Genomic DNA, 25,244 nt, shown 5'->3' on the forward strand with positions numbered 1-25,244 from the left:
ACGAATCATCGGTGACCACCGCAAAGCCGCCCGCCCGCTACGGCGCTATTGGAGGGCGCGCGTGCGGACGGCTTTGCTCTACCGAGCTACACCATCACTGGGGACACGACCTGGTCCCATCAGGGACGAGACGCTGGTTGCCCGCCCGCTGGGCCTGTTGCGCATGGTCAACGCTGCCAGTCCCGCCTATCTGGCGCGCTATGGCGTCCCTCGATCGCTGGAAGATCTCCAGCGTCAGGAACATCGGACAATTCATTTTTCGACGATGCTGGGCGCAAAACCTTATGGATGGGAATATCCGGACGGCGACAGTTACGCGACGCTTCAGTTGCCAGGTGCGCTACACGTCAACAGCGCGCAGACCTACGAAGCCGCTGCCCTCGCCGGGCTTGGCCTGATTCAGGCGCCACTCTTGGGGATTGGCCGATACCTAGAGAGTGGAGCGCTTGTGGAGATCATACCCGATTTTCGTCGCCGGGCGCTCGCCGTGTCCCTCGTCGTAGCACACCGGAGCAATCTGTCGCACCGAGTCCGCGCATTCATGAAATGGATCGAAGATGTGCTGGCGCCGTATCTGGAATAGCGAGACGAACATCTTCGTCCGGCCCTCGAAATCAACATTCTGAAGTTATGTCTGTCGGTTTGGGAGCGGCTCACTTTGCCCAGGAACAGCGATGATGGGCGCAAACCAGACCCGCCGATTTGCACACCATTCGACGCTATAGCCCTCCCACCCGTTGAAGGCACTTTACATACTCCGCGGATTACGCGCAGATCGGTTCTGCGAGCTACCCGAGAACGCGCACATAGAAGAGCCTCCGAGCCAGTGACGAAGGGATCGACAGAGCGGTAGCACGGCAGCGAAAATCGCCGCCCAAACTACGCTGTCGCCGCCGGTTGTCCCCTACTCCCACTCGATTGTCCTGCATCGACCTATCACCATGATTTTTAAAACACAAATCGACGCGGCCACTCCGAAGCGCCGACGACCAGACCGCCACAACCTGACCCTTATGAATCCACAGCAATATTTCTTTGGCCACTCCGAGCGCTCGACATCGGCATCTATCGACGGCAATCGCATACTTCAGCTGAACACTTTCTGCGCTTGCCTCCAAGGCTGCTCAAACTAGGTCGATGCATATTCCGAAAGCAGACATTGCGGCGCTCGCTGCGAAGGTCAGCGAAGGTCAATAGAAGTGTGAATATGGACGCCATGTGGGCCTGAGAAGGGACAGTGCGCGATTTGGACGACAACGCGCGTCTTGCCGGCGACGCGCCCCTCACTCGGGCAAGGGCCATCGCGCTCGATCCTGAGTTCGCCTCAGCCCATGCCATGGCGGCCTGGTGTCATTGCTGGCGCAAGATCAACGGATGGATGATCGATCAGTCGGTTGAGATCGAACCGGCTGGAGCGAGCGATGCAGATGCTGCGCGAGACGGAAGCGTCGGTCGTGACGATCGCCGCTGCGCTTGGCTACGCCTCCTAGACTGCTTTTGCGGCCGCATTCAAACGGCTGACCGGCGATATCCCGACCGATTGGCGTCGCCCCACGCGTTAACAGCAATCGCTCTGCAATGGCCGCAATGGCGCTGGGGCACCGGGGCACCAGACTCGCTAGCTGAGCACCGTGCCCATGCCAACACAGGAGAAACAATGGCCTGGAACGTTCCAATGAATTCCTCGATTTCAAGCGCGCTGGCGATTGTGCTTGGTCTCGGGCTGGCGTCCGGGAATGGTGCGTGGGCGCAATCAGCGGCGGCGCCCGGAGAAGCGGGTGCAGCCTACCAGGAGATGCCGGCGATCGCCCCGATCGGCGTCCGCGTGGACCGGTATCTGCCGCTCCCAAACTCCGCGGCAGTGCCGCCGGTGGATCCCGCCAAAGGGTACCGCCTCCAGCAGCTGGGCGATGGTCTCTACATGGTGACCGACAATGCATACCAGTCGATGTTCCTGGTCTACGACAAGGGTGTCGTGGTGGTGGATGCGCCGCCCAGCTATTCAGCACATCTGAAGCAGGCGATCGCGGACGTGACGGATCGGCCGATCACCCATTTGATCTACAGCCATGCTCATATCGACCATATCGGCGGCGCGGCATATCTGGGGGGCACCCCATCGTCATCGCTCAGGAGGAAACACGACGCCTGCTCGTTCGAGCAAATGATCCGAAGCGGCCCGTGCCCGCGATCACGTTCAAGGATCGATACACGCTAAAGGTTGGCAGCCAGGTCTTGGAGCTCAGCTATCACGGTGTCGCCCACGAGCCCGGCAACATCTTCATCTGGGCGCCGGCGCAGAAGGTGCTGATGGTGGTCGATATCGTCTTCCCGGGTTGGATGGCGTGGTCGGGCTTCGCCGACGCACAGGATGTGCCTGGCTATTTCGAGCAGGTTGCCGAGATCGACAAGATTCCGTTCAAGACCTTGGTCAGTGGGCACGTGGACCGCGTCGGGACCCACGCTGACGTGCGCGAACAGCTCGAATTCATGAATGACGTCAAGTCGGCCACCAGGACGGCGCTTCAGACCACCCCCCGTTCGTCGGGATGGCTGATGCAGACAAGGCCAACCCCTGGGCAGTGGCTGACAACTACATCGACCGCGTGGTGGTCAAGTGCGTCAACGCGGTGACGCCCAAATGGCAGTCGCGCCTGGCGGCGTACGACGTTTTCATCTGGTCTCAGTGCTTCGCCATGCAGCAGAGCCTTCGGATCGACTGAACGCTCGTTCCAGGTGCGCGTTCGACACCACTGCTCGAGTGTCCAGAAGATCGTTGAACCGGCGCGCGAGGCGTGCGCCGGCGTTGGGTTCGAGCACCGTTATACCGCCCGCTGACTGGGCGTTGGAAAAGGAGGATGACATGGATATCGGGTTGAAGGGACGGCAGGCAGTAGTCTGCGCGTCGAGCCGGGGGCTCGGGCGGGCCTGTGCGCTGGAACTGGCGCGGGCCGGTTGCAGGGTGGTGGTTAACGGCCGCGACCAGGCGACGCTGGAGCGGACCGTCGACGAGATCCGGACCGAGACCGGGGCGGAGGTGGTCGCCGTCGTCGGCGACGTCACCACCCGCGCTGGCCAGGATGCGCTGATGCAGGCCGCGCCCCAGGTCGACATCCTGGTTAACAACAATGGTGGCCCGCCGCTCTGCGACTTCCGCGAGATCGATCGCGAGGCACTGCTGGCCGGCGTGGTCGGCAACATGGCGGCGCCGATCGAGTTGGTGCAGCGGGTGATCGACGGCATGGTCGAGCGGCGCTTCGGTCGCATCGTCAACATCACCTCGGCCTCGGTGAAGATGCCGATAGCAAGGCTCGACCTGTCTAGCGGCGCCCGGGCCGGGCTGACCGGCTTCCTTGCCGGCGTGGCGCGGTCGGTGGCGCATGCCAACGTCACCATCAACTTCCTGCTGCCAGGGGCGTTCGAAACACGCCGGCGCCGCTCGAACGAGCAGGCAGCAGCCGAACGGCGCGGTGTTCCGATCGAGACCGTGCGGCAGGAGAGCCAAGCCGACATTCCCGCCGGGCGCTTCGGCGACGCCTCCGAATTCGGTGCTGCCTGCGCCTTTCTGTGCTCGGCCCAGGCCGGCTACATCACCGGGCAGAGCCTCCTGATCGATGGCGGCGCCTACCGCGGGATTTTGTAGAGTCAGACAGAGCGCCGCATCGTCCAGTGCCGGTGCGAGGCGCTTGCCTCGGCCGACCCAGAGTAGGTGACGAAGCTGTAGAGCGGCAAGCGACCTTGGAACGATGCGACACTGTATGGGCTTGCACATGTAGTAACGGAGAACGGAATCGAGCGATACGTAACGGTCCGCGTACGACGCCCCCCTACTCCCACTCTATCATTTCAAACAACGTTTCGTTGTTGATTTACAAGCACAAATTTTTCAAGTCTGACGGACAAATGCCGACGGTATGCCCGCCGCAATTTCCCGGTCTTGAATTCACAGAAAAAGTTGCTCCTCACGAAGCACTGGCAATTCCGCGACCTATCGAGGTCTATCGACTGGATGGCGCGCCGCGTGCGCAATCAAGACCGACACCGCCCGCACTGGTAGATACCGTCAGCGATCAGGGAGAGATCTTTGGTTCCGGCGCTGCTCCTCCCGCTGAGGTGCGGCAGCCATACAGGTCCGCTCCGCATTCAAAAGCCGCCCTCTCCGTCAGTTCGGTTCGTGCCCCAAAGCGGTCACTTGATTTAACGACCATTTGGTCTATATTTCTCCAATGAGCAACCGAACCTCAGTGCCGTTGCCCCGCGGCCGCCCGCGCAGTTTCGATGCCGAAGCCGCTGTCGAACGCGCGATGGGTGTGTTCTGGTCGCGTGGCTATCATGCCACGGCTCTGCCAGACCTTCTTCGTGCGACGAAGCTTTCGCGTGGCAGCCTTTATGCTGCTTTCGGTGACAAGCACTCGCTCTTCCTGCGCGCGCTCGATTGTTACATTGCCGATGCCGTGACACGGATGGATATCGAGCTTGACCCTCGCAAGGAGCCGGTGGACGGCCTGCGGGCCTACCTTGCTGGATATGTTGACCGCGCGAGCGGCGCCCACGGTCGGCGCGGATGTCTGGTGATTGCCACAACAATGGAACTGGCCGGGCGTGATGCTGATGTTAATCGTCGCATCGCGAGCTTTTTCAAAGTCATGGAGGCGCGGGTGGCGGATGCACTTTCCCGTGCGAAGGCGGCGGGCAAGTTAGCCGACGGTGTCGACCCTGCAAATGCTGCCCGCATTCTCGTCTGTTTCGTTGAAGGGCTGCGAGTGATCAGCAAAACGGCGCCGACGGGGACCATAACCCAAGCCGCGGCTGACGCTCTGCTCGATCGTTTCATCAGGTAAGCAAACCCGGGCCCTTCCTCACGGTCGGCGCGCCGATATCTAGACCGATCAGTCTTTAAAGGAGAGTACACCCATGTCCGCGATCCAGATTGTTTGCGCGGTGGCCGTTCCTTTGCTCTGGGGTTATCAGTTCGTGGTCATCAAACTGGGCGTTGCAGAGTTTCCGCCGTTCTTCTTCCTTGCGCTGCGTTTCCTCGCCACCGCGCTCCTGCTTATTCCGTTCGTCAAAAAGCCCACGCGTGAACAGTTGCGTCCTATCGCAGCTATCTCGCTTTTTCTCGGTGGACTGAACTTCGGGCTCTTCTACGTTGGTCTTGGGCTCGGCTCGGGAAGCACGACGGCTGTCGCATATCTACTCTCCACGCCCTTCACGGTGCTGTTGGCCTGGCCGCTGCTGGCGGAGAGGCCGTCTCTCACTACCGTCTCAGGAGTAGCGCTTGCATTCGCCGGCGTCTTTGTGTTGAGGGCGGAGCCCGGCCTGTCGTCAAACGGGCTACCACTACTGCTGGTGATCGGAGCTGCCTTCGCGTTCGCGGTATCCAACGTCTTGACGAAACGCTACGGCCCTTTTGACCCCTTGATGTTGATGGGTTGGTCGTCGCTGTTCACGGTGCCGCAGGTGATGTTGATGTCGTTGCTCCTTGAACATGGACAACTGGCGAGACTCGTTGCTGCGGATGAACGTGGCTGGCTGGCACTCGCCTACACAATTTTTATCGGAGGAATTGTTGGATTTGGCCTTTGGTTCTGGCTGATCGCTCGCTGCTCTATAGGGCGCGTTGCCCCGTTCGGCCTACTGCTGCCGGTGTTCGCCTTGATGTCGAGCGCGGTATTTCTTGGCGAGCCGATGACTCCGAAGTTGATTATTGGTGCGCTCCTAGCGATCTCTGGTGTTGCCTTGACACAGTTTAGGCCGAGCGCTCGACCGGTTTGAATCCGAAAGCTGCGTCGTAGCGCTGCCGCGCGTCAGTCGCGCGATATGGACAGTCCCGCCAGAAGCGGTGCGTACGCTGCGAGCCTGCGGGATACGAACTCGGTGAAGAGCCGCACGCGCTTCGTCTTGCGTGTCTCCCCCTGGGTGAGAAGCCAGAGCGTTCCGTACATGTGCAGGTCGGTGCCCGGCACCCTCACCAGGTGGGGGTCGGCATCGCCAATGAAGCACGGCAGTGTCGTCATTCCGATCCCTTGCCGTGCAGCAACAATCTGCGCCTCGGCGTCCCTGGTCCTGAACGGAACCCCCGTGGTGCGCACTTCACCCTCGCTGGCCCAATCCGGAATTCCATGCATGCTGATGACGATCCACCGGATGGGATCAGGCGCGCCCGCACGCCACGCGGCCAGTCGATCGCGGGACATGTAGACGCCGCCGAACACCTCCGGCCCCTTCATGCCGTGAAGATTGAGCGGCATGGTCTTGCGGTCGTAGAGACGCGGATCGCGACGTCGGCCTCTCGGTTGGTCAGATTTGCCAGCTCGCCGGATGACAGGATTTCCATCTCGATGTCCGGATGCAGACGCACGAAATCGGCGAAGTCCGGCATGAGCAGGTGTGCCGCAAGGGGTGGTGCCAGCGTCACCCGCAGACGCCCACGCACGCTCTGGTCGCGCCCGAACACCCGCGTCTCCAGCAGATGCGACGACGCTTCCATCTGGTCCGCGAACTCGAGGACCTCTTCGCCCGCAGCCGTCAGGCGGTAGCCCGAAGGCAGCTTTTCGAACATGTGCACCCCGAGGCGTTCCTCGAGCTGGGCGATGCGTCGCAGCACGGTCGAGTGGTTCACACCGAGGCGCTCGGCGGCAGCCCGCACCGAGCCTCCGCGTGCGACGGCTAGAAAGTGGCGAACGTCATCCCAGTCAATCATGGTGCAATCCGGCACCGCCGCGGTGCCCCTTCCAAAGCTCGTATCCGACACATCGAGCAGCATCTCGTATGTGGGTAGCACGGGCGGTAATCATAGCCGACGCCGACAAACGCGGCCCAATTCCGAACGGCGGACACCGATCGTCGCGACTGGCGTCAATCGTCCAGCCGGATCGATTTCGCACCACCGATGTGCGCGCTTCCGCACTCCACACCTGACGCCGGCGGACCTACGTCGAGGGCCTCGGGGACTTCCCCGAATGACCAAAGGCGGAGCCTGAAAGGAGAAGTCGTGGGTAAGCTTGAAGGTAAGGTTGCAGTCATCACGGGCGGATCGAGCGGGATGGCGCTGGCGAGCGCCAAGCGATTCGTCGAAGAAGGCGCATATGTTTTCATCACGGGCCGGAGGCAGGAGGTGCTCGACGAGGCCGTCGAGCAGATCGGCCGGAACGTGACTGGCGTGCGCGGCGACGCGTCCAATCTCGACGACCTCGACCGCCTGTTCGACACGGTCAAGCGGCAAAAGGGCAAGATCGACGTCCTCTACGCGAGCGCCGGCATGGGCGAGTTCGTCCCATTGGGCGAGATTACGGAGCAGCACTTCGATGCGGCCTTCGGCCTGAATGTACGCGGCACGTTGTTTACGGTCCAGAAGGCGTTGCCGCTGTTCAACGATGGCGGATCGATCTTCATGACCGGGTCCGTTGCTTCGATGAAAGGTTACTCTGGTTTCAGCGTGTACGCGGCGAGCAAGGCGGCGCTGCGCGCATTCGCACGCGGGTGGCTCAACGAACTGAAGGGCAGGAATATCCGGGTGAACGTGCTGCACCCGGGGCCGATCGCCACACCGACCCAGGACCTCGTCCTCGACGAGGAGGGGAAGCGGTTTTTCGAATCGCAGATCCCGCCGGGAAAGATGGGGCGTCCTGAGGAAATTGCGACGGTCGCGCTGTTTCTTGCTTCAGACGATTCGCGCTTCGTGAACGGGGTGGAGTTGGCTGTCGACGGCGGCCTGTCGGCCATCTGAAATCGCGCCGGTCGCCGCGCAGCGAAGCATCTAAGGGAAGCAGCATGTCGAAATTGGAAGGCAAGGTTGCCGTGATCAGCGGCGGAACGACGGGCATCGGTTTAGCGATCGCTCAACGGTTCGTCACGGAAGGCGCTCACGTCTTTATCTTCGGCCGTCGCAAGGCACAGCTCGATGCGGCCGCCAAACTGATCGGACACAACGTTACCGCGATCCAGGCCGACGCCGCGAAGCTCGATGACCTTGACCATGTCGCTGCGGCAGTACGGAAGGAGAAGGGTACGGTCGACATCGTCGTGTCGAACGCGGGTTTCACGGAGCAGGCTTCGATCGACACCATTACGCCTGAGCACTTCGACAAGGCCTTCAATCTCATGGCGCGCGGCCCTGTCTTCCTGGTGCAGAAGTTGCTGCCGCTGATGACGGGTGGCGGGTCGATCGTCCTGGTCTCCTCGGCCATGCACCTGATGGGCATTCCCGGTCATACCGCCTACGCGGCGACCAAGGCGGCGTTGCGCTCCTATGCGCGTACCTGGGCGGCGGAGTTCAAGGATCGCGGCATTCGCGTCAACGTGCTCAGCCCCGGCGTCACCGACACCCCGATACTCGACTCTCAATCGGCGACACGTGAGGAGTTGGTGGCCATGTACCAGAGCATGGTCCCAATCGGTCGCCTCGCTCGAGCCGAGGAGATGGCCAGCGCGGCGCTGTTTCTCGCGTCCGACCAGAGTTCCTACGTGACGGGCGCGGATCTGATGAGCGACGGCGGGATCGGCCAGGTCTGAGAACCGAGGATCGCTGTCAATGAGTCGCCGGAACGGGCCGGTAGCTTCCGTCCGCTCAAGCGACGATCAAACTAATCAAACTCAGGAGAGTATCATGAGCTATGCGATTGTAGGATTCGGCGCGGTAGGCCAGGCCCTCGCCCGGGCCTTCGCCCGTAAGGACATCAAGGTGGCCGTCGCGAGCCGCCGGCCGCCCGAGGCGTTGGCGCCGCAGGCTCGGGCGATTGGACCCACGGTCGTCGCCAAGTCGCTGCGGGAAGCACTCGAAGCCGACGCAATCATCCTGGCGGTCCCGTTCGGGGAGCATCGCGAGGTTGCGAAGGCCCTGCCGAGCTGGAAAGGCAAGACGGTCATCGACGCGATGAACGCGTTGATTCCTCTTGAGGAGATGGACGGTCTCCTGTCCTCCGCCTTCGTCGCGAAGGCGTTCACCGGCGCCAAGCTCGTGAAAGGCTTCAATCACCTGATTGCGGCCAAACTGGCTGCGGATCCGATCGTCGAGGGCGGGCACCGGGTCGTCTTTCTGTCGAGCGACGACGAGGACGCGGCCGCTCCGGTGGCGGCCCTGGCCAAGCAACTCGGGTTCGCACCCGTCAAGCTGGGAAAGCTCAACGAGGGTGGCGCGCTGGTGCACGCGCGCGGCCGCATTTGGGGTCCGCTCATCTTCCAGGATGTGTTCAAGAAGGAGCAGTGATCGGACGCCCGGCACCGGCCAGCTCGCAACGAATTTGCGTCGATCAGACGCGATCCGATGTAATGGAATGTTCAGAAGATCGACATTCTCAACACTCGCACTGTGCAAGGAGAGGTCCGATGGACGATGATATCAAAGTCCTCGAACGCATGTACGATCGCTTTAACGCCCGGGACATAGACGGAGTGCTGACCGCGCTCACCGATGATGTCGTCTGGGCCAACGGTATGGATGGTGGCTACGTCCATGGCCGCGAGGCCATACGCGCGTACTGGACCCGCCAGTGGTCCATGGTCAGTCCGCACGTCGAGCCTGTGGGCTTTCATCGAACGGCCGATGGCACGATCGTTGCGGAAGTCCGGCAGACCATCCGCGACCTCGAAGGCAAGCCGCTCCAGGGGCAGACGCACGGGCTTAAAGACAAGATGGTCGGACACATTTTCCGTCTTCGAGATGGCAAGGTGGCGCGCTTCGACATCCAGGATGCAGCCTAGCTTGTCTATCGATCCCAATAATATCGTACCGGGAGCCTGAGATGTCCAAAGCATTGTCGAACAAAGTCGCCCTGATAACGGGCAGTTCACGGGGGATTGGCCGCGCTGCGGCGCTGGCGTTGGCGAAGGAGGGCGCGAGCCTTATCGGCGTGCATTACGCGAGCAATACGGATGCGGCCCACTCGACCGTGCGCGAGATCGAGGCGCTCGGAGCAAAAGCCGTGGCGATCGAGGCAGACTTGAAGAAAGGCAAGGAAGCCACAGACGATATCTGGCAACAATTTAAGACGGCTGCGATCGCAACCACGGGGGAGCCGTGCCTCGACATTCACATCAACAACGCAGGCGTTGCCCCGGCACTTTCCCTCGCGCAAACGAGTGAGGCTGTCTTTGACGAAACCCTGGCGATAAATCTGAAAGGGCCCTTCTTTCTTATTCAGGCCGTCGCTGACCATATTCGCGACAATGGACGCATCATCAACATTTCGACGGGGTTTACGCGCGTCGCCGCACCTACCCATCCCGCCTACGCTGCGTCAAAAGGTGCGCTTGAAACTCTGACATTGGCGCTTGCTCCAGAGTTCGGCCCCCGTGGCATCACGGTGAACACGGTCATGCCAGGAGTCACGGAGACCGACATGAACGCTGCGTGGATGGTGATACCGCAGGCGCGTGCCGGTGCGGAAGCGATGTCCGTGTTCTCGCGTGTCGGTCAACCTGCCGACGTGGCCGACGTTATCGCCTTTCTCGCGTCCAATAAGGCGCGCTGGGTGACGGGACAGGTAATAGACGCAACGGGCGGTACTCGGCTCTAGCTTCCCATTCGCCGACACCGGCGTCGGTCGGCTCCGCGCCAAGAGCGGTCTTTTGGGTTAGCACCCAAGACCGGACCTTCGGGCCGCCCGGCCAATGCGTCCTCGGCATCAAAAAAGGACCCGTCTGCCTCCCGCGCTTGCGATCATCAACTCAAGGTAGCGAAGGCGGCCGGCGTGAAGTCGGCAATTTGGTCGAGGCGACCTTGCCGCACCTTCTCAAGCCAGGCCGGATCCTGCAGCAACGCGCGTCCGACGGCTACCAGGTCGAACTCGCCACGGTCCAGCCGCGCAAGCAGCCCATCCAGCGGTACGGATCGAGCGCTCTTGCCCGCAAAGGATTCGTTGACGTCGCCGGACAGCCCGACGGCGCCGACCGTGATGGCGGTGGCGCCCGTGAGCTTCTTCGCCCAGCCGGCCAGGTTCATCTCCTCGTCGATTTCGGGGAAGGCAGGCTCCCTAACATTCATCTGCGAGAAGTGGAAAGCATCCGCGCCAGCTTCGACGAGAACGCCGAGCCACTGCTCCAGCGCCTGCGGTGTCTCGGCGAGCCGTGCATTGATGTCTTGGGGCTTCCATTGCGAAAGGCGCAGAATCACCGGGAAGCCTGAGGTCACAGCCGACCGTATCGCGTTCAGGATCTCGATTGCGAAGCGGGAGCGCTCGACAAGCGTCGAGCCGCCATACCGATCGCTGCGAAGGTTCAACTGGTCCCAGAAGAACTGATTGATCAGGTAGTTATGGTTGCCGAGCAGTTCGACGCCGTCGAACCCGAGCCGCTCGGCATCGGCCGCTGCACGCGCGAAAGCGTCGATGGTGTCCGCTATATCGGCCTCGCTCATAGGCTGCCCCACGGGCTCGCCCGTCATCGAGAGCCCCGAAGGACTCTCGTAGGGCGCGGGCGGCGTCCAGTCAGGCGCCCTATTCGAGCGCTTCTGCCCCACGTGAGTCAGCTGCGGCGCGATGCGCCCGCCCGCCGCGTGAACCTCGTCCACCACCATCTTCCAGCCGGCCAGCGCCGCCTCGCCACGGAATTGGGGCATGTTAGGGTCGTTGAGTGCGGCCGGGCGGCCGACCCCAGTTCCCTCGGTTATGATGAGGCCGACGCCTTTCTCCGCGCGGCGGCGATAGTAGGCGGCGACCTCGGGGGTTGGCACGCCGCCTGGAGAGACATATCGACTCATCGGAGCCATGACGACGCGGTTCGGCAGATTAAGGGCGTTCAGCCGATAAGAGCTGAACAGGATGTCGAAAGTTGGCATGGGATACCCAGGGTTGGAGCAGGATTTGCTATGGGCCAGCGCTGGTCGGCTGTCCTAGCGGGACACGCAACAAGCGTTTCCGTCTGGGGGCCGCCCACCGGTCCGGTCCTTGCCGGTTAACCTGGGGTCGCAAGCGATGAGGCGTTATTTGCGATTTCTCGACAACGGCTTTGCATCGGCGCACCGCCCCGGATTGGTCGTGCTTGGCGGTAGTCGCGGTTGAGCACGTCTGCGCCGCAACACTGATAGGCCAAATACGGAATGTGCGGCCGCGGGAGGAGCAGTTGGTCGCGGAGCCCGCAGAGCGCGGCGACATGCAGGAGACCACAACACGAATGGAAGAGCCCCGGATATCGCTACGTTCATCCGGGCCCCACTTGCCGATCCGCCCTCGCGCTGGCCGCGCGAGAGCGGTTGTTCGCAGACGATCTCAAGCAGATGCCTCGGTCGTCTCGGACATCGTTATCCGGTTCTTGACGCTGGGACGCTCCTGCATCCTTGCGTACCATGCCAGAAGAGCCTCGCACTCCACCGGCACCGGCACGTTCACGAGTCCCGCGAAGATCAAGCCGCCTATGAGGGTGATATCGGCCATCGTGAACGCCTCGCCGGCGACGAACGGCTGTTCTTTCAGAATGCCGTCAAAGTAGTGCATCCCCCTGAGCGCCTTGTCGCGCTGGCGGAATCCCCATTCGGGGTTCTGATAGATCTCGACATGAGGCCCAAGACCCGGCGTGGCGTGGTGGAAATAGACACTGATGGCATCGAGCACTTCCAGTTCGGCGCGCTTGCTCATCATGTGAATCACGCCCTTTTCGCGTGGGGTCCTGCCGGTCAGCGTCGACGCGCCATCGAACGCATCAAGGTACTCGGTAATTGCCGTGCACTCGCCAATGAAGGTCCCGTCGTCGAGTTCGAGCACCGGCAGCGTGCCGGAGTAGTTCTTGGCGAGGAATTCGGGCTTCTTGTGCTCGCCCTTGTAGAGATCGACTAATACGAACTGCACCTGCGACCGCAGGTTCTTCTCGGCCAGGGCGATGCGAACGCGGGCCGGATATGGACCCGTTGGCCAATCGTAAATCTTCATCACGACTCCTGTTTTGTCTACCTGTCACTTGGTAGGCCCGATATGAAGACTTCCAATCCGGCTGGTCAAGCCCTACCTGTCACTTGGTAGATAACGAAGCAGTGAGGCGACAAAGTGAGTTCAAGCGCTCGGGAGGCCATCTTGGCGGCAGCAAAGCGGACCGCGCAGGCGCACGGCTATGGCGGCCTGAATTTCCGCGATCTCGCGGACGAAGTCGGCATCAAGGCCGCCAGCATCTACCACCATTTCCCAAGCAAGGCCGATCTCGGCGTGGCCGTCGCACGGCGCTACTGGGAGGACACCGCCGCCCAACTCGAGGCGATGCTGGCAGAAACGGCGGATCCTGTCCGCTGTCTGCGTCGATATCCCGATGTGTTTCGCAAAGCGCTCGAGAGCGACAATCGCATGTGCCTCTGTAGCTTCATGTCCGCTGAAGTCGAGGACCTGCCGGGCGCAGTAAAGAAGGAGGTCCAGACATTTGCCGACGTCAACGTGGCGTGGCTGAGCAAGCTGTTGGTGGCTGCGGGCCTGGTCAGTTCGAGAAAGAGCGAACAGCGGGCCCGCGCCATCTTCGCCGCCGTCGCCGGCGCGCAGCTCATCGCCAGAAGCCGCTCCGATATTTCGCTATACGACTCGACGATCGACAACTATCGCGCCGCGGGTCTTCTGCCAGCATAGATGGTCCTAGACCGCCTGAGAAAATACCGTCAGCCTCCCAGACAGCAAATATCACCCTAAGCTGGCGCAAATCGGAGACCGCTTTGCCGATCAGGCCTCGATGAACTCCTGTATGCGATCCGCCACGATCCGTCCTGCGCGGCTGTTCAAGTGCACACCGTCGGTGTGAAATAGCCACCCGTTTCTGCGCGCGACTTCGTCCGGAGACTGTCGTAGCACCACTACGCGAAACGCATCGCGGTAGAATGGCAGAAATTTGAAGGCTATGAAGGCCCGACCGGGCGAAGCGCGAATTGCTTCGCTGATCGCTTCGTAGAGCGAAATGCAGCTGCAGCCTTCCGCGTCCGCGACAGCCGCCACGATTGCAGAATATTCTTCGACCCGCCGATTGAGCTCGCTTTGAAACGGATCAGCCGAGTCCAAGGCCTCTCCAATCGGACAAAGCGAGCAAAACCCTATGTCCGCCTCGGTCTCGCTCTTCAGTGTGCGGGCTATTTCGGCGAGGTTCTCCCGGAACCAGCTCGGCGACGGATTGCATGGGAGACGCTTCGAGAATACGAAGAAGCGCCGTGCCTTGCTTGACACAAGCGCGAGAACGTCATTGCCCCCAACCCACACGACGACCTTGCTAGGGCGACAAGCGAGCACGTCCGGCAGCCGCTGCAGCGCGTTATAAGCCAGGTCACCACCGACTCCGAAATTCCGAAACTTAAATTGGCCATTGCGCGGTCGGCGGCGAAGCTCGGCGATCCAATCAAATGCTTGCCCCTTGCCCGCCGTGCTGCTCGATCCGAGACACGCTATGATTTTTGGCGCAGAATTCATCATAGTGACATCGCAATTCAGCACTCAAATGCGATTGAAGAAATCGAGGTAGTCAATCGAATACTATCAACTGACCGCTGCTGGCGATCCCTATCCCCCGCTATCCCAGGCCCATCCTCTTCTACTACTCCTCACTCCCACTCAATCGTGCCAGGCGGCTTGCTCGTCACGTCGTACACCACCCTATTGACGCCCTTCACCTCGTTGATGATGCGCGTGGCGGTCTCGCCCAAGAACTTCATGTCGAACTGGTAGAAGTCCGCGGTCATGCCGTCGGTTGAGGTGACGGCGCGGAGGCCCACGACGTAGTCGTAGGTGCGGCCGTCGCCCATGACGCCGACGGTCTTGACGGGGAGCAGCACCGCAAAAGCCTGCCAGATGTCGTCGTAGAGGCCGTGCTTGCGGATCTGGTCGATGTAGACGGCATCGGCCTGGCGCAGGATGTCGAGCTTGTCCCTGGTGATGTCGCCGGGGCAGCGGATGGCGAGGCCCGGGCCCGGGAACGGGTGGCGGCCGACGAAGATTTCGGGCAGGCCGAGCTCGCGACCTAGCTTGCGAACCTCGTCCTTGAACAGCTCGCGCAGGGGCTCGACGAGCTTCATGTTCATCCGCTCAGGGAGTCCGCCGACATTGTGGTGCGACTTGATCGTCACCGAGGGGCCGCCGGTGAAGGAGACGCTCTCGATCACGTCGGGGTAGAGCGTGCCTTGCGCGAGGAAGTCGGCGCCGCCGATCTTCTTGGCCTCCTGCTCGAACACCTCGATGAAGAGGCGGCCGATGGTCTTGCGCTTCACTTCGGGATCGGTGACGCCTTCGAGCTCGCCGAGGAATTGCTTGGAGGCATCCACGTGCACGAGCGGGATGTTGTAGTGGTGGCGGAACATGTCGACCACGGTCTTTGCTTCATCGAGGCGGAGCAGGCCATGATCGACGAAGACGCAGGTGAGCTGGTCGCCGATCGCTTCGTGGATCAGCACGGCCGCAACGGCCGAATCGACGCCGCCGGAGAGGCCGCAGATCACCTTGCCCTCGCCGACCTGCTGGCGGATCTTCTGGATCTCCTCCTCGCGGAAGGCGCGCATGGTCCAATCGCCCGAGAGGCCGGCGATCTTGCGCACGAAGTTACGGAGGAGTTTTGCGCCGTCCACCGTGTGCACCACTTCGGGGTGGAACTGCATCGCGTAGAATTTGCGCTTGTCGTCGGCGATGACGGAGATCGGCGAGCCCTGAGCCTTGGCGACGCCGCGGAAGCCTTCAGGCAGCTTGGTGACGCGGTCGCCGTGGCTCATCCAGACGTCGTAGCGGCCGCCCTTCTGCCAGACGCCCTCGAACAGCGCGCAGTCGTCAGTGACCTCGATGGTGGCGCGGCCGAACTCGCGGTGGTGGCCGGCCTCGACGGTGCCGCCGAGCTGCTGCGCCATGGTCTGCTCGCCGTAGCAGATGCCGAGCACCGGGATGCCGGCGGTGAGGAGCGACATGGGAGCGGCCGGGGCGTTGTCGTCGAGCACCGAGGCCGGTCCGCCCGAGAGGATCACCGCCTTCGGCTTCATCTCCTTGAAGGCCTCTTCGGCCTTGTTGAACGGGACGATCTCGCAATAGACGCCGTCCTCGCGCACGCGACGTGCAATGAGCTGCGTCACCTGGCTGCCGAAGTCGACGATGAGAATCTTGTCGTGCGCCGAGGCCACGGAGGGCGTCGACGCGGAGCGGTCGTTCTGTGCTGCTGTCATGGCAAGCAGATACGCGACGGCGCCCCTCCCCGCAACCGCGTGTGTGCGCGGGCCCACATTCTTCTTCGGGCATGGACAAATGGATATAGATCAGTATCATTGACCTAATTCGGGCAAGCGCATCTGCGAGTATCTGCGCCTGAATGCGGCGGGGCTGATCGTGCAGGGATCGGCGAACCATCTGCCGCACTGACGTCACCCATCCGGCTAGCTCCATCAGCGCCTGCGCGCACCGATCTTCCGGACCTTCGTATCGGACCATGTCAGCGGCTGGCCAGTCCGCGACGGCAGCACGAGCTGCCCGACCGGCTGGCCCGCCCGGTCCACCAGGTCGGAATGCGCCTCGCCCCGGGCGAAGAGATGCGCCTCGCCCCATTGGCGCAAACCGACGATGACGGGAAACAGGTCGCGTCCCCGCTTCGTCAGCGCGTATTCCTGATACGCGCTCCCATCGGAGGCCGGGACCAGCTCGAGCACGTCGAGCTCCACCAGCTTGTGCAGGCGCGTGCTGAGCATCCCCTTGGCGATGCCAAGGTTCTTCTGGAAATCGCCGAACCGGCGCAGCCCGTCGAAGGCGTCGCGCACGATCAGGAGCGACCACCAGTCCCCGATTGCGTCCAGCGCGCGCGCCACGGGGCAGTCAGCCTCGGAAAAACCGGTCCGCTTCATGTTCCTCTCCAAATTGGTTCTAAAATAAGACTAGACAGCGCCGCGCGCAACTGGTCCTATTATAGGACCAAGCAGAAACTGCCGGAGACTACGGATGACGAGCGACGACCTCGCCAAAGAGAGCCCAAAGACTATTGCCGGAACGGCGGGGCGCGGGCTTTCCCCCGCAATGGCGCTGCTGCTCGCGCTGACCTGCGGCCTGAGCGTCGCCAACATCTACTTCGCGCAGCCGCTGCTCGACGCAATGGCCCACGACCTCGGCATCGCTCCCGCCGCGATCGGCATGGTCGTGACCTTCACGCAGATCGGCTACGCGTTCGGCCTGATATTGATCGTGCCGCTCGGCGACCTCTGGGATCGCCGCCGCCTGATCGCCGGGCAGATCGCGCTGTCAGCCATCGGCCTCGTGATCGTCGGCACCGCATCGCACGCCGCAGTCCTGCTCACGGGACTGACTCTGGTCGGCGTGCTCGCCGTCGTCGTCCAGGTCCTCGTCGCCTTTGCCGCGACGCTCGCGACACCGGACGGCCGCGGCCGCGCCATCGGGACCGTCACGAGCGGCGTTGTCGGGGGAATCCTGCTCGCGCGCTTCGCCTCGGGCGCGCTGGCCGATGTCGGCGGCTGGCGCACGGTCTACCTGGTCTCGGCCGGCCTCATGCTCGCCATGGCCGTGTTGCTGCTGTGTGTCCTGCCCCGCAGACCGCAAGCCACAATGGCCGCCTCCTCGTATCTGTCGCTGTTGCGCTCGACGGCGGCGCTGTTCGTCGAGGAACCGATCCTGCGCGAGCGCGCGCTGTTTGCGTTCCTGATCTTCGCCGATCTCAACGTGTTCTGGACGTCGATCGTGCTGCCGCTTTCGGCGCCGCCTTTCGCGCTGTCGCACACGACGATTGGACTGCTCGGGGTCGCCGGGTTCGCCGGAGCCCTCGGTGCGCGCAATGCCGGGCGCCTCGCCGATCTCGGATGGGCCAAACGCACGACCGGACTGTCGCTGATGCTGATGCTTGCCGCCTGGGCCGCGATAGCCTGCCTGCACATCTCGCTCTGGTTCGTCGTTGCCGGCGTGATCATGCTGGATCTCGGGCTCCAGGCGGTGCATGTGACCAGCCAGAGCCTGATCGTCGCAGCGCGTCCCGACGCGGCAAGCCGGCTGGTCGGGGGCTACATGGTGTTCTACTCGATCGGCAGCGCGGTTGGCGGAATCGCGTCGACCATGGTGTATGCCGTGGCCGGCTGGACCGGCGTCTGCATGCTGGGCGCCGGAATCAGCGCCGCCGCGCTGCTGGCATGGGTCGTCACCGCGAGTAGGATGCGGGAGCCGGCCGGCTGCGCGCTGACGCCCTAGAGCCATTTCCGTTCCGATGGGATCGGAACGGGGCCCTAGATTCTTGTTTTGACGCGTTTTCTTTACGCGAACCGCTATCCACTTCGCTCGAAAACGCTTTAACCGCCCACGCAAAGACGCAGTGAAGCAGGATTCTCACCATGAAACTCCCGACCTCCCCCTTCACCGTCACCGACTGGAGCAAGGTGGAGGCGACCGTGCATCCCGGCGAGACCGGCCATGCGCTGTGGCGGACGCTGAACATCGGCGATCTCCGGGTGCGGATGGTCGAGTATTCGCCGGGCTATCTCGCCGACCACTGGTGCGATCGCGGCCACGTGCTCTACGTGCTCAAGGGCGAGCTCGACACCGAGCTGCGCGACGGGCGGACATTCAAGCTGATGCCGGGGATGAGCTACCAGGTCTCGGATTTCGGCGATGCCGCGCACCGGTCCTCGACAGTGACGGGCGCGACGCTGTTCATCGTCGATTGAGGCGCGCGGGACGGTTAATTTGCACCGCAAAATAGAAACTTTTGGCGGAATCCCGATCAACGGGTGGTGCCTTGAAGAAGCCCTAATAACTCGCTAGATTGTGATCATCGATATTGGCCGAACGACTGGGCCGCTTCGCTTCGTTGCAGACGGGCGCGCACGCTTCAGATGATTTCCCCAACCATCGACTGATCAGGATCAAGGGCGCAATGGTGCGTACCGGTCTGCGTGCGTACCTTCTCTAACAAAGGAAATTCCCATGGCTATGGGCACCGTGAAGTGGTTCAACACCCAAAAGGGTTATGGTTTCATCCAGCCGGATGACGGCAACAAGGACGTGTTCGTGCACATCAGCGCGGTCGAGCGCGCCGGCCTCTCGACCCTCAACGAGGGCCAGAAGGTCTCGTTCGACGTCGTCGCCGATCGTCGCAGCGGCAAGTCCTCGGCTGACAATCTCCGCGTCGGCTAATACCGGCGCACTGCGCTCTGACCACGGACGTACCGGCAGAGCGCAACCAATACAGGCCCCGCGACCGGGATTCGGTGCGCGGGGCTTTCGTTTTGGGCGCCTGTAGTTGTCATTCCGGGGCGCCCGCAGGGCGAACCCGGAATCCATCGCGCGGCGGTCGCTGCGGCTCCATGGATTCCGGGCTCTCGCTTCGCGAGCCCCGGAATGACGGCCGCGCGAGATCAGCCCGTCTTCTTCAGCACCGAGACGAAGAACCCATCCGTCCCCGTCCGCCGCGGCGTCATCAGCCAGCCCTCCGGCGATTGCAGCGCGGCCTCAGCGAAGGCCTCCGCCTTGTCCCAGAGCACGCTCGCGGTCTGCTCGGGCGGCTGCACCGTAAACTCAGGATGGCGCTCCACGAACGCCCTCACCTGCTCGCCGTTCTCCTCCGCCAGCACCGAGCAGGTGATGTAGGCGATGCGGCCACCTGGCTTCACCAGCGGCACGGCGCGCTCCAGCACCTCGGCCTGGTCGCGCAGCCGGATCTCCAGCGCGCCCGGCCGCATACGCCACTTGGCGTCGGGGTTGCGGCGCCAGGTTCCGGTTCCCGTGCAGGGCGCGTCGATCACGACGAGGTCGGCTGAGGCGCGGATGTCGGCAAGCGGATCCGCCTCGCCCTTGGGCGTGCGGACATCGGCATTGTGGACGCCGGCGCGCGACAGCCGCTCGTGGATGGGCGCAAGCTGGCGCTTGTCGCGGTCGGTCGCGATCAGCCGGCCCTTGCCCTGCATTAGCGCGGCGAGCGCCAGCGTCTTGCCGCCGGCCCCGGCGCAGAGATCGATCACCTGCTCGCCGGGTTTGGCCGCAGTGAAGCTGGCCGCGAGCTGCGATCCCTCATCCTGCACTTCAATCGCGCCCTTGATGAAATCCTCTTCGGCCTGGATGCCGGGATTGCGCGCATCGGCCGAAAGCTCGATGCGCAGGCCCGTTGCCGACCACGGCGTCGGTTTCGCGTGAAGATGAGCAAGCGCGCGCAGCACCTTGTCGCGATTGGATTTTAGCGTGTTGACGCGCAGGTCCAACGGGGCCCGGCTCGCCATCGCGGCGGCCTCCGCGGCACGGTCCTCGCCGAACACTTTTGCCAGATATGGATCAAGCCATTCGGGGTAGTCGCCGGCGACGGCTGCGGGGGGCGTCCTTCAGCGAGCGCGAGGCGAGCGCGGCCTGCTCGACCCCCGTCAGCGGCTCGGGCGCAAAGCGGCTGCCGTCGAACAATGCGGACATGGTCGCCGTGTCCATGTCGCGCTCGAGGCGCAGCATGCCGATCAGCCGCGCCCGCGCGGTATCGGCGTCCATCAAGAAGGCACTCGAGGCATAGCGGCGCAGCACGTCCCAGACGAGGCCGGCAATGGCGGCGCGGTCGCCCGAGCCGGCGAAGCGATGCGCGGTGCCCCATTCCTTCAGCGCCTTGGCCGCAGGCACGCGGTCCCTCTCGATGGTGTCGATCAGTTCGATGGCTGCGGACAGCCGGGCAGCGGGGGTCATTTGAATCTTTCAGATCAGGATTGGCGAGCAAGCGCCCACAGCAGGCGTCCATTAGCCGTCACCGTTGCCGCTGACAATCAGCCCGCTCAACCGGCGTTCCAAAGGGGGGCGACCAACTGCCGATAGTTAAAGCGATTTTCCGCGCCTTTCGGGGCGCAAGGCGAGATCGACACGATTCGCTACCGCGTGTTGTGGTGTCATTGTTCCGACGCCTGGCCGGGCTATGATCAGCCCATGTCCGAATTTCGCCTGACGCAGATCTCCGACACCCATCTTGGCCAGCGCTTCCCCGGACTGATCGCGAATTTCCACCGCATCAGCGAGCATATCGACGCTGGCAGGCCCGATCTCGTCGTCAACACCGGCGACGTCTCGTTCGACGGGCCGACCAGCCGCGACGACGTCGCATTCGCCAGGCGCCTGCATGACGCCCTGCCCGTCGCCTGCCGCTACCTGCCGGGCAATCACGACATCGGCGACAATCCGACAGTGATCGGGCCGGCGCCCAAGCCGCCGGTTGCGGAAACGCACCGCCAGCAATTCTGCGATATCATCGGCGATGACCATTGGTCGTTCGAGGCCGCGGGCTGGCGCTTCATCGGCCTCAACTCGCCGGTGATGAATTCAGGGCTCGCCTTCGAGGCCGAGCAGTTCGACTGGCTGTCCCAGGAGATATCGCGCACGAACGGCAGGCCGGTCGCGCTGTTCCTGCACAAGCCGGTGTTTCTCAACCTGCCCGACGACCCCGAGACGGCGGAAACCTCGATCCGCTACGTGCCGCAGCCGGCACGGGCACGGCTGATCGAGATGCTTGCGTCAGTCGATCTGCGCCTCATCGCCAGCGGGCACGTTCATCAACGGCGCGATTTCACCTATCGTCACACAAGGCACGTCTGGGCGCCGTCGGCCGGCTTCAAGATCAACGACGCACGCCAGGACCGGATCGGGATCAAGGAAGTCGGCCTCGTCGAATATCGCTTCCGGCCCGACAGCTTTGAGGTTCGCCACATCCGCGCAGCGGGCCAGGTCGATGTCGATATCGAGGAGCTCTTCGCCCAGATGGGCGGCGAGCATTAGCGACGGTCTTTACGCGACGCTCTTCAGATCCTGCTGGATCGCGGCGAGCAAGGACTGCAGCGCTTCGCTGTTTACCGGCGTGGCCACCGCGTCATTGGCAGGCGGGACACTGTCGGTCTGGGCGGCTTTGAATGGACGTTTCGGAAATGGCGGCGGAGGCGTCGGCATCACTGATGGTGCGAACGCGCCTTCGTCCTCGCTGTGCACGAACTTGCCATGGATCACGTCGTGGCGCCCCATGACGTACATCGCCGCCCAATATCCGGCGGCCAGAAGGATTACGCAGAAAATACCAATCTCTAACATCGCAACACCTAAAATATGCGCGATGATTCAATGCCTTCGCCCGGACGTCAATGAACCGACGGTCACACCTGCGGGTTTTACGGGCGGGTGTGGCCGATCGGTGACGCTTTCTTAACCATCAGCGCCGGGACTGTGGCGCCGGTGCAACGAATACTTAGCTCTAGGCCTTGTCCGGCCCCACCCGCACCAGCTGCTTGCCGAAATTGGCGCCCTTCAGGAGCCCCATGAAGGCGCTGGGCGCGCTCTCCAGACCCTCGGTGACGAACTCCTTGTACTTGACCTTGCCGTCGCGGACCCAGCCCGACATGTCGCGCAGGAAGTCGCCATGGCGGGAGGCGAAGTCGGAGACGATGAAGCCGCGGAAGGTCAGCCGCTTGGTCAGCGTCGCGCGCATCATGGACGCCGCCCATTTCGGCGGCTTGGCCTCGGTGTCGTTGTAGTGGGCGATCAGGCCGCAGACCGGGACGCGCGCGAACGGATTGAGCAGCGGGAAGACCGCCTCGAACACGGCGCCGCCGACATTCTCGAAATAGACGTCGATGCCTTTCGGGCAGGCGAACTTCAGCTTGGCGGCGAGATCGGTTTCGCGATGATCGAGACAATCGTCGAAGCCGAGCTCTTTCACCACGTAGTCGCACTTGTCCTTGCCGCCGGCGATGCCGACCGCGCGTGCACCCTTGATCTTCGCGATCTGGCCCACGGCCGAGCCGACGGCACCAGAGGCACCGGCGACGACGACGGTCTCGCATGCCTGCGGCTTGCCGATATCGAGCAGGCCCGTATAGGCGGTCATGCCGGGCATGCCGAGCACACCGATCGACGTCGAGATCGGCCCGAGCTTCGGATCGACCTTGATCAGTCCCTTGCCGTTGGAGATGGCGTGCGTCTGCCAGCCTGACCGGATGCGCACGATGTCGCCCTTGGCGAAGTCCGGATTGTTGGAGGCTGCGACCTCACTGACCGCCTCGCCTTCCATCACGCCACCGATCGGTACCGGTGCGGCGTAGGACGGACCCTCACTCATGCGCCCGCGCATATAGGGATCGAGCGAGAGCCAGATCGTGCGCAGCAGGACTTCACCCGCGCCAGGCGTCGGGACTGCGAATTCCTCAATGCGGAAATCGGACGACTTGGGCTCGCCGACAGGGCGTGCGGCGAGAACGATGCGTTTGCCTTGGGACATGATGGCTTCCTCCGGATTGTCTTTCGCCGCGAACCGAAGCGGAGGGAGCGAAGCGCGTCAATACAAAAGCGACGGAGCGGTTAGCGGCAACGACATGCGCCCCCTCTCGTGTCCCGGACGCGCTGGAGCGCTCTTGCGCTGCTGCGCAGAGCCGGACCCAGATGGCCACACGCGACCAAGCGCAAAGATGGGCCCCGGCTCTGCAGCGCACCGCTGAAGAAGCGCTGCGCTGCGTCCGGGGCATGAGAGCGGAGCGAGACTAACCCCCGCCCGGATAGTTCGGCGCTTCGCGCGTGATGGTGACGTCGTGGACGTGGCTTTCGCGCAAGCCGGCGCCGGTGATGCGGACGAACTGGGCCTTGTCGTGCAGGTCCTTCATGTCCTTTGCGCCGACATAACCCATCGCGGCGCGCAAGCCGCCGGCGAGCTGGTGCATGACGTTGCCGACCGGGCCTTTGTAGGGCACCTGGCCCTCGATGCCCTCGGGCACGAGCTTGAGCGAGTCCTTGATGTCCTGCTGGAAGTAGCGGTCGGCCGAGCCACGCGCCATCGCGCCGACCGAGCCCATGCCGCGATAGGCCTTGTAGGAACGGCCCTGCCACAAAAACACTTCGCCGGGCGTCTCGTCGGTGCCCGCGAGCAGCGAGCCGACCATGGCGATGTCGGCGCCGGCGGCGAGCGCCTTCGCGAGGTCGCCGGAGAACTTTATGCCGCCGTCAGCGATGACGGGGATGTCCGACTTCTTCGCGGCTTCCACCGCATCCATGATCGCGGTGAGCTGCGGCACGCCAACGCCGGCGACAATGCGTGTGGTGCAGATAGAGCCCGGACCGATGCCGACCTTGATGCAGTCCGCCCCTGCATCGATCAACGCCTGCGCGCCATCGGAGGTCGCAACGTTGCCGGCAACGACCTGCACGGAGTTGGAGAGACGCTTGATGCGGTTCACCGCATGCAGCACGTGACGGGAGTGGCCGTGCGCGGTGTCGACCACGACGAGGTCGACACCGGCATCGATCAGGCGCTCGGTGCGCTCGAAGCCGGTGTCGCCGACGGTGGTCGCGGCGGCAACGCGTAGGCGGCCCTGCGCGTCCTTGCAGGCGAGCGGATGGGCGACCGCCTTCTCCATGTCCTTCACGGTGATCAGGCCGACACAGCGATACTGGTCATCGACGACCAGCAGCTTCTCGATGCGGTGCTTGTGCAGCATCCGCCTGGCTTCATCCTGGCTGACATTCTCGCGCACCGTGACGAGGTTCTCGTGCGTCATCAGCTCGGAGATTTTCTGCTGACGGTCGGTCGCAAAGCGCACGTCGCGGTTGGTGAGGATGCCGACCAGCTTGCCCGGCGTGGACTTGCCCGCGCCGGTGACGACGGGAATGCCGGAGATGCCGTGATCGCTCATCAGTTTGAGCGCGTCGTCGAGCGTGGCCTCGGGGCTAATGGTGAGCGGGTTCACCACCATGCCCGACTCGTACCGCTTGACCTGCCGCACCTGGGCGGCCTGCCCTTCGGGATCGAAATTGCGGTGGATGACGCCGAGGCCGCCGGCCTGCGCCATGGCGATCGCCATGCGCGCCTCGGTGACCGTGTCCATGGCGGACGCCATGATCGGGATGTTGAGCGGAATGGCGCGCGTGACGCGGGAGCGGATGTCGACTTCGCCCGGCATGACGTCCGACAGGCCCGGCTTCAACAGCACGTCGTCGAACGTAAAGGCTTCGCGGATGCCTTGAAGTTGCACCGTGGCCATATGCCAACTCCTTCCTGCGGCCGTGCCGCAAATAGCTATGGATGAGCGCCGCCCTCGGCGTACCTTGCGGCATCGCCGGAGAATCGGAGCCCATCGGTGGGGTTGACGCGGGTCGATAGCACGGCCGGATGACGAATCAAAGCAATTCGGACCGCTGGCCAGCCATGCACAGGCACTTTTTACGTAAATTCAGCGTGGATAGCCCATGCGCACCGTCATTCCGGGGCGCGACGAAGTCGCGAGCCCGGAATGACCGGGAGCCAGAGGCCCTGCCCCCTCACGCCTCGCGGCAGCGCGGCAAGCAGATAAATCATCGCGGGTCTCCAGCAGCGAGCGCAACCGCCTCCGG

Annotated in this window: 24 protein-coding genes and 4 pseudogenes; 18 read left to right on the top strand and 10 right to left on the bottom strand. The window is 63.2% G+C overall.

The features are described 5' to 3' along the window. The 7 genes and pseudogenes from AC629_RS15110 to AC629_RS15135 all read left to right on the top strand — a co-directional run. On the top strand, positions 1-583 hold a 583-nt coding region (locus AC629_RS15110), incomplete at its 5' end, for a LysR substrate-binding domain-containing protein (protein WP_245331875.1). A gap of 811 nt (positions 584-1,394) precedes the next feature. Next, positions 1,395-1,562, top strand: a pseudogene (locus AC629_RS48685) (helix-turn-helix domain-containing protein); the annotation flags it as partial. A gap of 386 nt (positions 1,563-1,948) precedes the next feature. Then, positions 1,949-2,218 (top strand): MBL fold metallo-hydrolase, encoded by a 270-nt coding sequence (locus AC629_RS48690; protein ID WP_245331876.1) that lies wholly within the window; start codon positions 1,949-1,951, stop codon positions 2,216-2,218. Beyond that, the gene (locus AC629_RS47715; RefSeq protein ID WP_210419049.1) at positions 2,182-2,634 is read left to right on the top strand and encodes an MBL fold metallo-hydrolase; all 453 of its coding nucleotides are present in this window, start codon (positions 2,182-2,184) and stop codon (positions 2,632-2,634) included. Before AC629_RS48690 ends, AC629_RS47715 begins: the two co-directional genes overlap by 37 nt. Before the next feature lie 229 nt (positions 2,635-2,863). Beyond that, positions 2,864-3,643 (top strand): SDR family oxidoreductase, encoded by a 780-nt coding sequence (locus AC629_RS15125; RefSeq protein ID WP_084805546.1) that lies wholly within the window; start codon positions 2,864-2,866, stop codon positions 3,641-3,643. A gap of 661 nt (positions 3,644-4,304) precedes the next feature. Beyond that, on the top strand, positions 4,305-4,841 hold the full coding sequence (locus AC629_RS15130; RefSeq protein WP_502693015.1) for a TetR/AcrR family transcriptional regulator: 537 nt from the start codon (positions 4,305-4,307) through the stop codon (positions 4,839-4,841). A 73-nt stretch (positions 4,842-4,914) separates the two neighbouring features. Then, complete coding sequence (locus AC629_RS15135; RefSeq protein WP_084805509.1) at positions 4,915-5,775, top strand: DMT family transporter; 861 nt, start codon at positions 4,915-4,917, stop codon at positions 5,773-5,775. Between the two features lie 32 nt (positions 5,776-5,807). Here the strand turns inward: AC629_RS15135 and AC629_RS15140 are convergent. Then, positions 5,808-6,703 (bottom strand): annotated as a pseudogene (locus AC629_RS15140) (LysR family transcriptional regulator). Between the two features lie 291 nt (positions 6,704-6,994). On the opposite strand from AC629_RS15140, the gene AC629_RS15145 reads away from it, so the two are divergent. From AC629_RS15145 to AC629_RS15165, 5 genes are all read left to right on the top strand, one after another. Further along, positions 6,995-7,729, top strand: a complete 735-nt coding sequence (locus tag AC629_RS15145) for an SDR family NAD(P)-dependent oxidoreductase (RefSeq protein ID WP_084805510.1) — start codon at positions 6,995-6,997, stop codon at positions 7,727-7,729. A gap of 44 nt (positions 7,730-7,773) precedes the next feature. Next, entirely contained in the window at positions 7,774-8,514 is a 741-nt protein-coding gene (locus AC629_RS15150) for an SDR family NAD(P)-dependent oxidoreductase (protein ID WP_084805511.1), read from the top strand. A gap of 19 nt (positions 8,515-8,533) precedes the next feature. Next, complete coding sequence (locus AC629_RS15155; protein WP_283846677.1) at positions 8,534-9,208, top strand: NADPH-dependent F420 reductase; 675 nt, start codon at positions 8,534-8,536, stop codon at positions 9,206-9,208. A gap of 119 nt (positions 9,209-9,327) precedes the next feature. After that, positions 9,328-9,702: a nuclear transport factor 2 family protein gene (locus AC629_RS15160; RefSeq protein WP_084805513.1), complete on the top strand. Its 375-nt coding sequence runs from the start codon at positions 9,328-9,330 to the stop codon at positions 9,700-9,702. 41 nt (positions 9,703-9,743) lie between these two features. Next, entirely contained in the window at positions 9,744-10,517 is a 774-nt protein-coding gene (locus AC629_RS15165; RefSeq protein ID WP_084805514.1) for an SDR family oxidoreductase, read from the top strand. 146 nt (positions 10,518-10,663) lie between these two features. Here AC629_RS15165 and AC629_RS15170 read toward each other — a convergent pair whose 3' ends face one another. Further along, positions 10,664-11,776, bottom strand: a complete 1,113-nt coding sequence (locus AC629_RS15170) for an NADH:flavin oxidoreductase (RefSeq protein ID WP_084805515.1) — start codon at positions 11,774-11,776, stop codon at positions 10,664-10,666. 430 nt (positions 11,777-12,206) lie between these two features. Continuing rightward, complete coding sequence (locus tag AC629_RS15175) at positions 12,207-12,863, bottom strand: glutathione S-transferase (RefSeq protein WP_084805516.1); 657 nt, start codon at positions 12,861-12,863, stop codon at positions 12,207-12,209. A 114-nt stretch (positions 12,864-12,977) separates the two neighbouring features. On the opposite strand from AC629_RS15175, the gene AC629_RS15180 reads away from it, so the two are divergent. Then, positions 12,978-13,541, top strand: coding sequence for a TetR/AcrR family transcriptional regulator (locus AC629_RS15180; protein WP_084805517.1), 564 nt, complete (start codon positions 12,978-12,980; stop codon positions 13,539-13,541). A gap of 90 nt (positions 13,542-13,631) precedes the next feature. On the opposite strand, the gene AC629_RS15185 is transcribed toward AC629_RS15180, so the two are convergent. Both AC629_RS15185 and guaA read right to left on the bottom strand, forming a co-directional pair. After that, positions 13,632-14,369, bottom strand: coding sequence for an SGNH/GDSL hydrolase family protein (locus tag AC629_RS15185; protein WP_084805518.1), 738 nt, complete (start codon positions 14,367-14,369; stop codon positions 13,632-13,634). A 128-nt stretch (positions 14,370-14,497) separates the two neighbouring features. Next, positions 14,498-16,096 (bottom strand): glutamine-hydrolyzing GMP synthase, encoded by a 1,599-nt coding sequence (guaA, locus tag AC629_RS15190; protein WP_084805547.1) that lies wholly within the window; start codon positions 16,094-16,096, stop codon positions 14,498-14,500. 112 nt (positions 16,097-16,208) lie between these two features. On the opposite strand from guaA, the pseudogene AC629_RS48695 reads away from it, so the two are divergent. Further along, positions 16,209-16,289, top strand: a pseudogene (locus tag AC629_RS48695) (DUF4440 domain-containing protein); the annotation flags it as partial. Between the two features lie 23 nt (positions 16,290-16,312). Here AC629_RS48695 and AC629_RS15200 read toward each other — a convergent pair. Next, entirely contained in the window at positions 16,313-16,765 is a 453-nt protein-coding gene (locus AC629_RS15200) for a winged helix-turn-helix transcriptional regulator (RefSeq protein ID WP_084805519.1), read from the bottom strand. A gap of 94 nt (positions 16,766-16,859) precedes the next feature. Here AC629_RS15200 and AC629_RS15205 point away from each other — a divergent pair, with 94 nt between their 5' ends. The 3 genes from AC629_RS15205 (at position 16,860) to AC629_RS15220 (ending at position 19,052) form a co-directional block, all read left to right on the top strand. Next, a complete protein-coding gene (locus tag AC629_RS15205; RefSeq protein WP_084805520.1) occupies positions 16,860-18,110 on the top strand; it encodes an MFS transporter in 1,251 nt (416 codons plus the stop codon). 140 nt (positions 18,111-18,250) lie between these two features. Next, on the top strand, positions 18,251-18,583 hold the full coding sequence (locus AC629_RS15215) for a DHCW motif cupin fold protein (RefSeq protein WP_084805522.1): 333 nt from the start codon (positions 18,251-18,253) through the stop codon (positions 18,581-18,583). A gap of 259 nt (positions 18,584-18,842) precedes the next feature. Further along, positions 18,843-19,052, top strand: coding sequence for a cold-shock protein (locus AC629_RS15220; RefSeq protein WP_084805523.1), 210 nt, complete (start codon positions 18,843-18,845; stop codon positions 19,050-19,052). 221 nt (positions 19,053-19,273) lie between these two features. Here AC629_RS15220 and AC629_RS15225 read toward each other — a convergent pair. Continuing rightward, positions 19,274-20,576 (bottom strand): annotated as a pseudogene (locus AC629_RS15225) (RsmB/NOP family class I SAM-dependent RNA methyltransferase). Positions 20,577-20,810: 234 nt separating this feature from the next. On the opposite strand from AC629_RS15225, the gene AC629_RS15230 reads away from it, so the two are divergent. Beyond that, entirely contained in the window at positions 20,811-21,653 is an 843-nt protein-coding gene (locus tag AC629_RS15230) for a metallophosphoesterase family protein (RefSeq protein ID WP_084805524.1), read from the top strand. 9 nt (positions 21,654-21,662) lie between these two features. Here the strand turns inward: AC629_RS15230 and AC629_RS15235 are convergent, their stop codons facing one another. The 3 genes from AC629_RS15235 to guaB all read right to left on the bottom strand — a co-directional run bounded on the left by AC629_RS15235 (position 21,663) and on the right by guaB (position 24,895). Then, the gene (locus AC629_RS15235; RefSeq protein ID WP_084805525.1) at positions 21,663-21,959 is read right to left on the bottom strand and encodes a hypothetical protein; all 297 of its coding nucleotides are present in this window, start codon (positions 21,957-21,959) and stop codon (positions 21,663-21,665) included. A gap of 160 nt (positions 21,960-22,119) precedes the next feature. Beyond that, positions 22,120-23,142, bottom strand: coding sequence for an NADPH-dependent curcumin/dihydrocurcumin reductase (gene curA, locus AC629_RS15240; protein ID WP_084805526.1), 1,023 nt, complete (start codon positions 23,140-23,142; stop codon positions 22,120-22,122). A gap of 259 nt (positions 23,143-23,401) precedes the next feature. Continuing rightward, a complete protein-coding gene (gene guaB, locus AC629_RS15245; RefSeq protein ID WP_084805527.1) occupies positions 23,402-24,895 on the bottom strand; it encodes an IMP dehydrogenase in 1,494 nt (497 codons plus the stop codon). Positions 24,896-25,244: the final 349 nt, after the last annotated feature.

Source organism: Bradyrhizobium sp. NAS80.1 (assembly GCF_001908205.1).
In the GTDB taxonomy this organism is placed as follows: domain Bacteria; phylum Pseudomonadota; class Alphaproteobacteria; order Rhizobiales; family Xanthobacteraceae; genus Bradyrhizobium.

What these genes read in the sequence shown, in the direction of transcription:
- AC629_RS15135 (WP_084805509.1), top strand. Translation starts at nt 4,915, where the DNA reads ATGTCCGCGATCCAGATTGTTTGCGCGGTGGCCGTTCCTTTGCTCTGG.
- AC629_RS15215 (WP_084805522.1), top strand. Translation starts at nt 18,251, where the DNA reads ATGAAACTCCCGACCTCCCCCTTCACCGTCACCGACTGGAGCAAGGTG.
- AC629_RS15175 (WP_084805516.1), bottom strand. Translation starts at nt 12,863, where the DNA reads ATGAAGATTTACGATTGGCCAACGGGTCCATATCCGGCCCGCGTTCGC.
- guaB (WP_084805527.1), bottom strand. Translation starts at nt 24,895, where the DNA reads ATGGCCACGGTGCAACTTCAAGGCATCCGCGAAGCCTTTACGTTCGAC.
- guaA (WP_084805547.1), bottom strand. Translation starts at nt 16,096, where the DNA reads ATGACAGCAGCACAGAACGACCGCTCCGCGTCGACGCCCTCCGTGGCC.
- AC629_RS15230 (WP_084805524.1), top strand. Translation starts at nt 20,811, where the DNA reads ATGTCCGAATTTCGCCTGACGCAGATCTCCGACACCCATCTTGGCCAG.
- AC629_RS15200 (WP_084805519.1), bottom strand. Translation starts at nt 16,765, where the DNA reads ATGAAGCGGACCGGTTTTTCCGAGGCTGACTGCCCCGTGGCGCGCGCG.
- AC629_RS15155 (WP_283846677.1), top strand. Translation starts at nt 8,534, where the DNA reads ATGAGTCGCCGGAACGGGCCGGTAGCTTCCGTCCGCTCAAGCGACGAT.
- AC629_RS15165 (WP_084805514.1), top strand. Translation starts at nt 9,744, where the DNA reads ATGTCCAAAGCATTGTCGAACAAAGTCGCCCTGATAACGGGCAGTTCA.
- curA (WP_084805526.1), bottom strand. Translation starts at nt 23,142, where the DNA reads ATGTCCCAAGGCAAACGCATCGTTCTCGCCGCACGCCCTGTCGGCGAG.
- AC629_RS15170 (WP_084805515.1), bottom strand. Translation starts at nt 11,776, where the DNA reads ATGCCAACTTTCGACATCCTGTTCAGCTCTTATCGGCTGAACGCCCTT.
- AC629_RS15160 (WP_084805513.1), top strand. Translation starts at nt 9,328, where the DNA reads ATGGACGATGATATCAAAGTCCTCGAACGCATGTACGATCGCTTTAAC.
- AC629_RS15220 (WP_084805523.1), top strand. Translation starts at nt 18,843, where the DNA reads ATGGCTATGGGCACCGTGAAGTGGTTCAACACCCAAAAGGGTTATGGT.
- AC629_RS15205 (WP_084805520.1), top strand. Translation starts at nt 16,860, where the DNA reads ATGACGAGCGACGACCTCGCCAAAGAGAGCCCAAAGACTATTGCCGGA.
- AC629_RS15130 (WP_502693015.1), top strand. Translation starts at nt 4,305, where the DNA reads ATGGGTGTGTTCTGGTCGCGTGGCTATCATGCCACGGCTCTGCCAGAC.
- AC629_RS48690 (WP_245331876.1), top strand. Translation starts at nt 1,949, where the DNA reads ATGTTCCTGGTCTACGACAAGGGTGTCGTGGTGGTGGATGCGCCGCCC.
- AC629_RS15235 (WP_084805525.1), bottom strand. Translation starts at nt 21,959, where the DNA reads ATGTTAGAGATTGGTATTTTCTGCGTAATCCTTCTGGCCGCCGGATAT.
- AC629_RS15185 (WP_084805518.1), bottom strand. Translation starts at nt 14,369, where the DNA reads ATGATGAATTCTGCGCCAAAAATCATAGCGTGTCTCGGATCGAGCAGC.
- AC629_RS15150 (WP_084805511.1), top strand. Translation starts at nt 7,774, where the DNA reads ATGTCGAAATTGGAAGGCAAGGTTGCCGTGATCAGCGGCGGAACGACG.
- AC629_RS15125 (WP_084805546.1), top strand. Translation starts at nt 2,864, where the DNA reads ATGGATATCGGGTTGAAGGGACGGCAGGCAGTAGTCTGCGCGTCGAGC.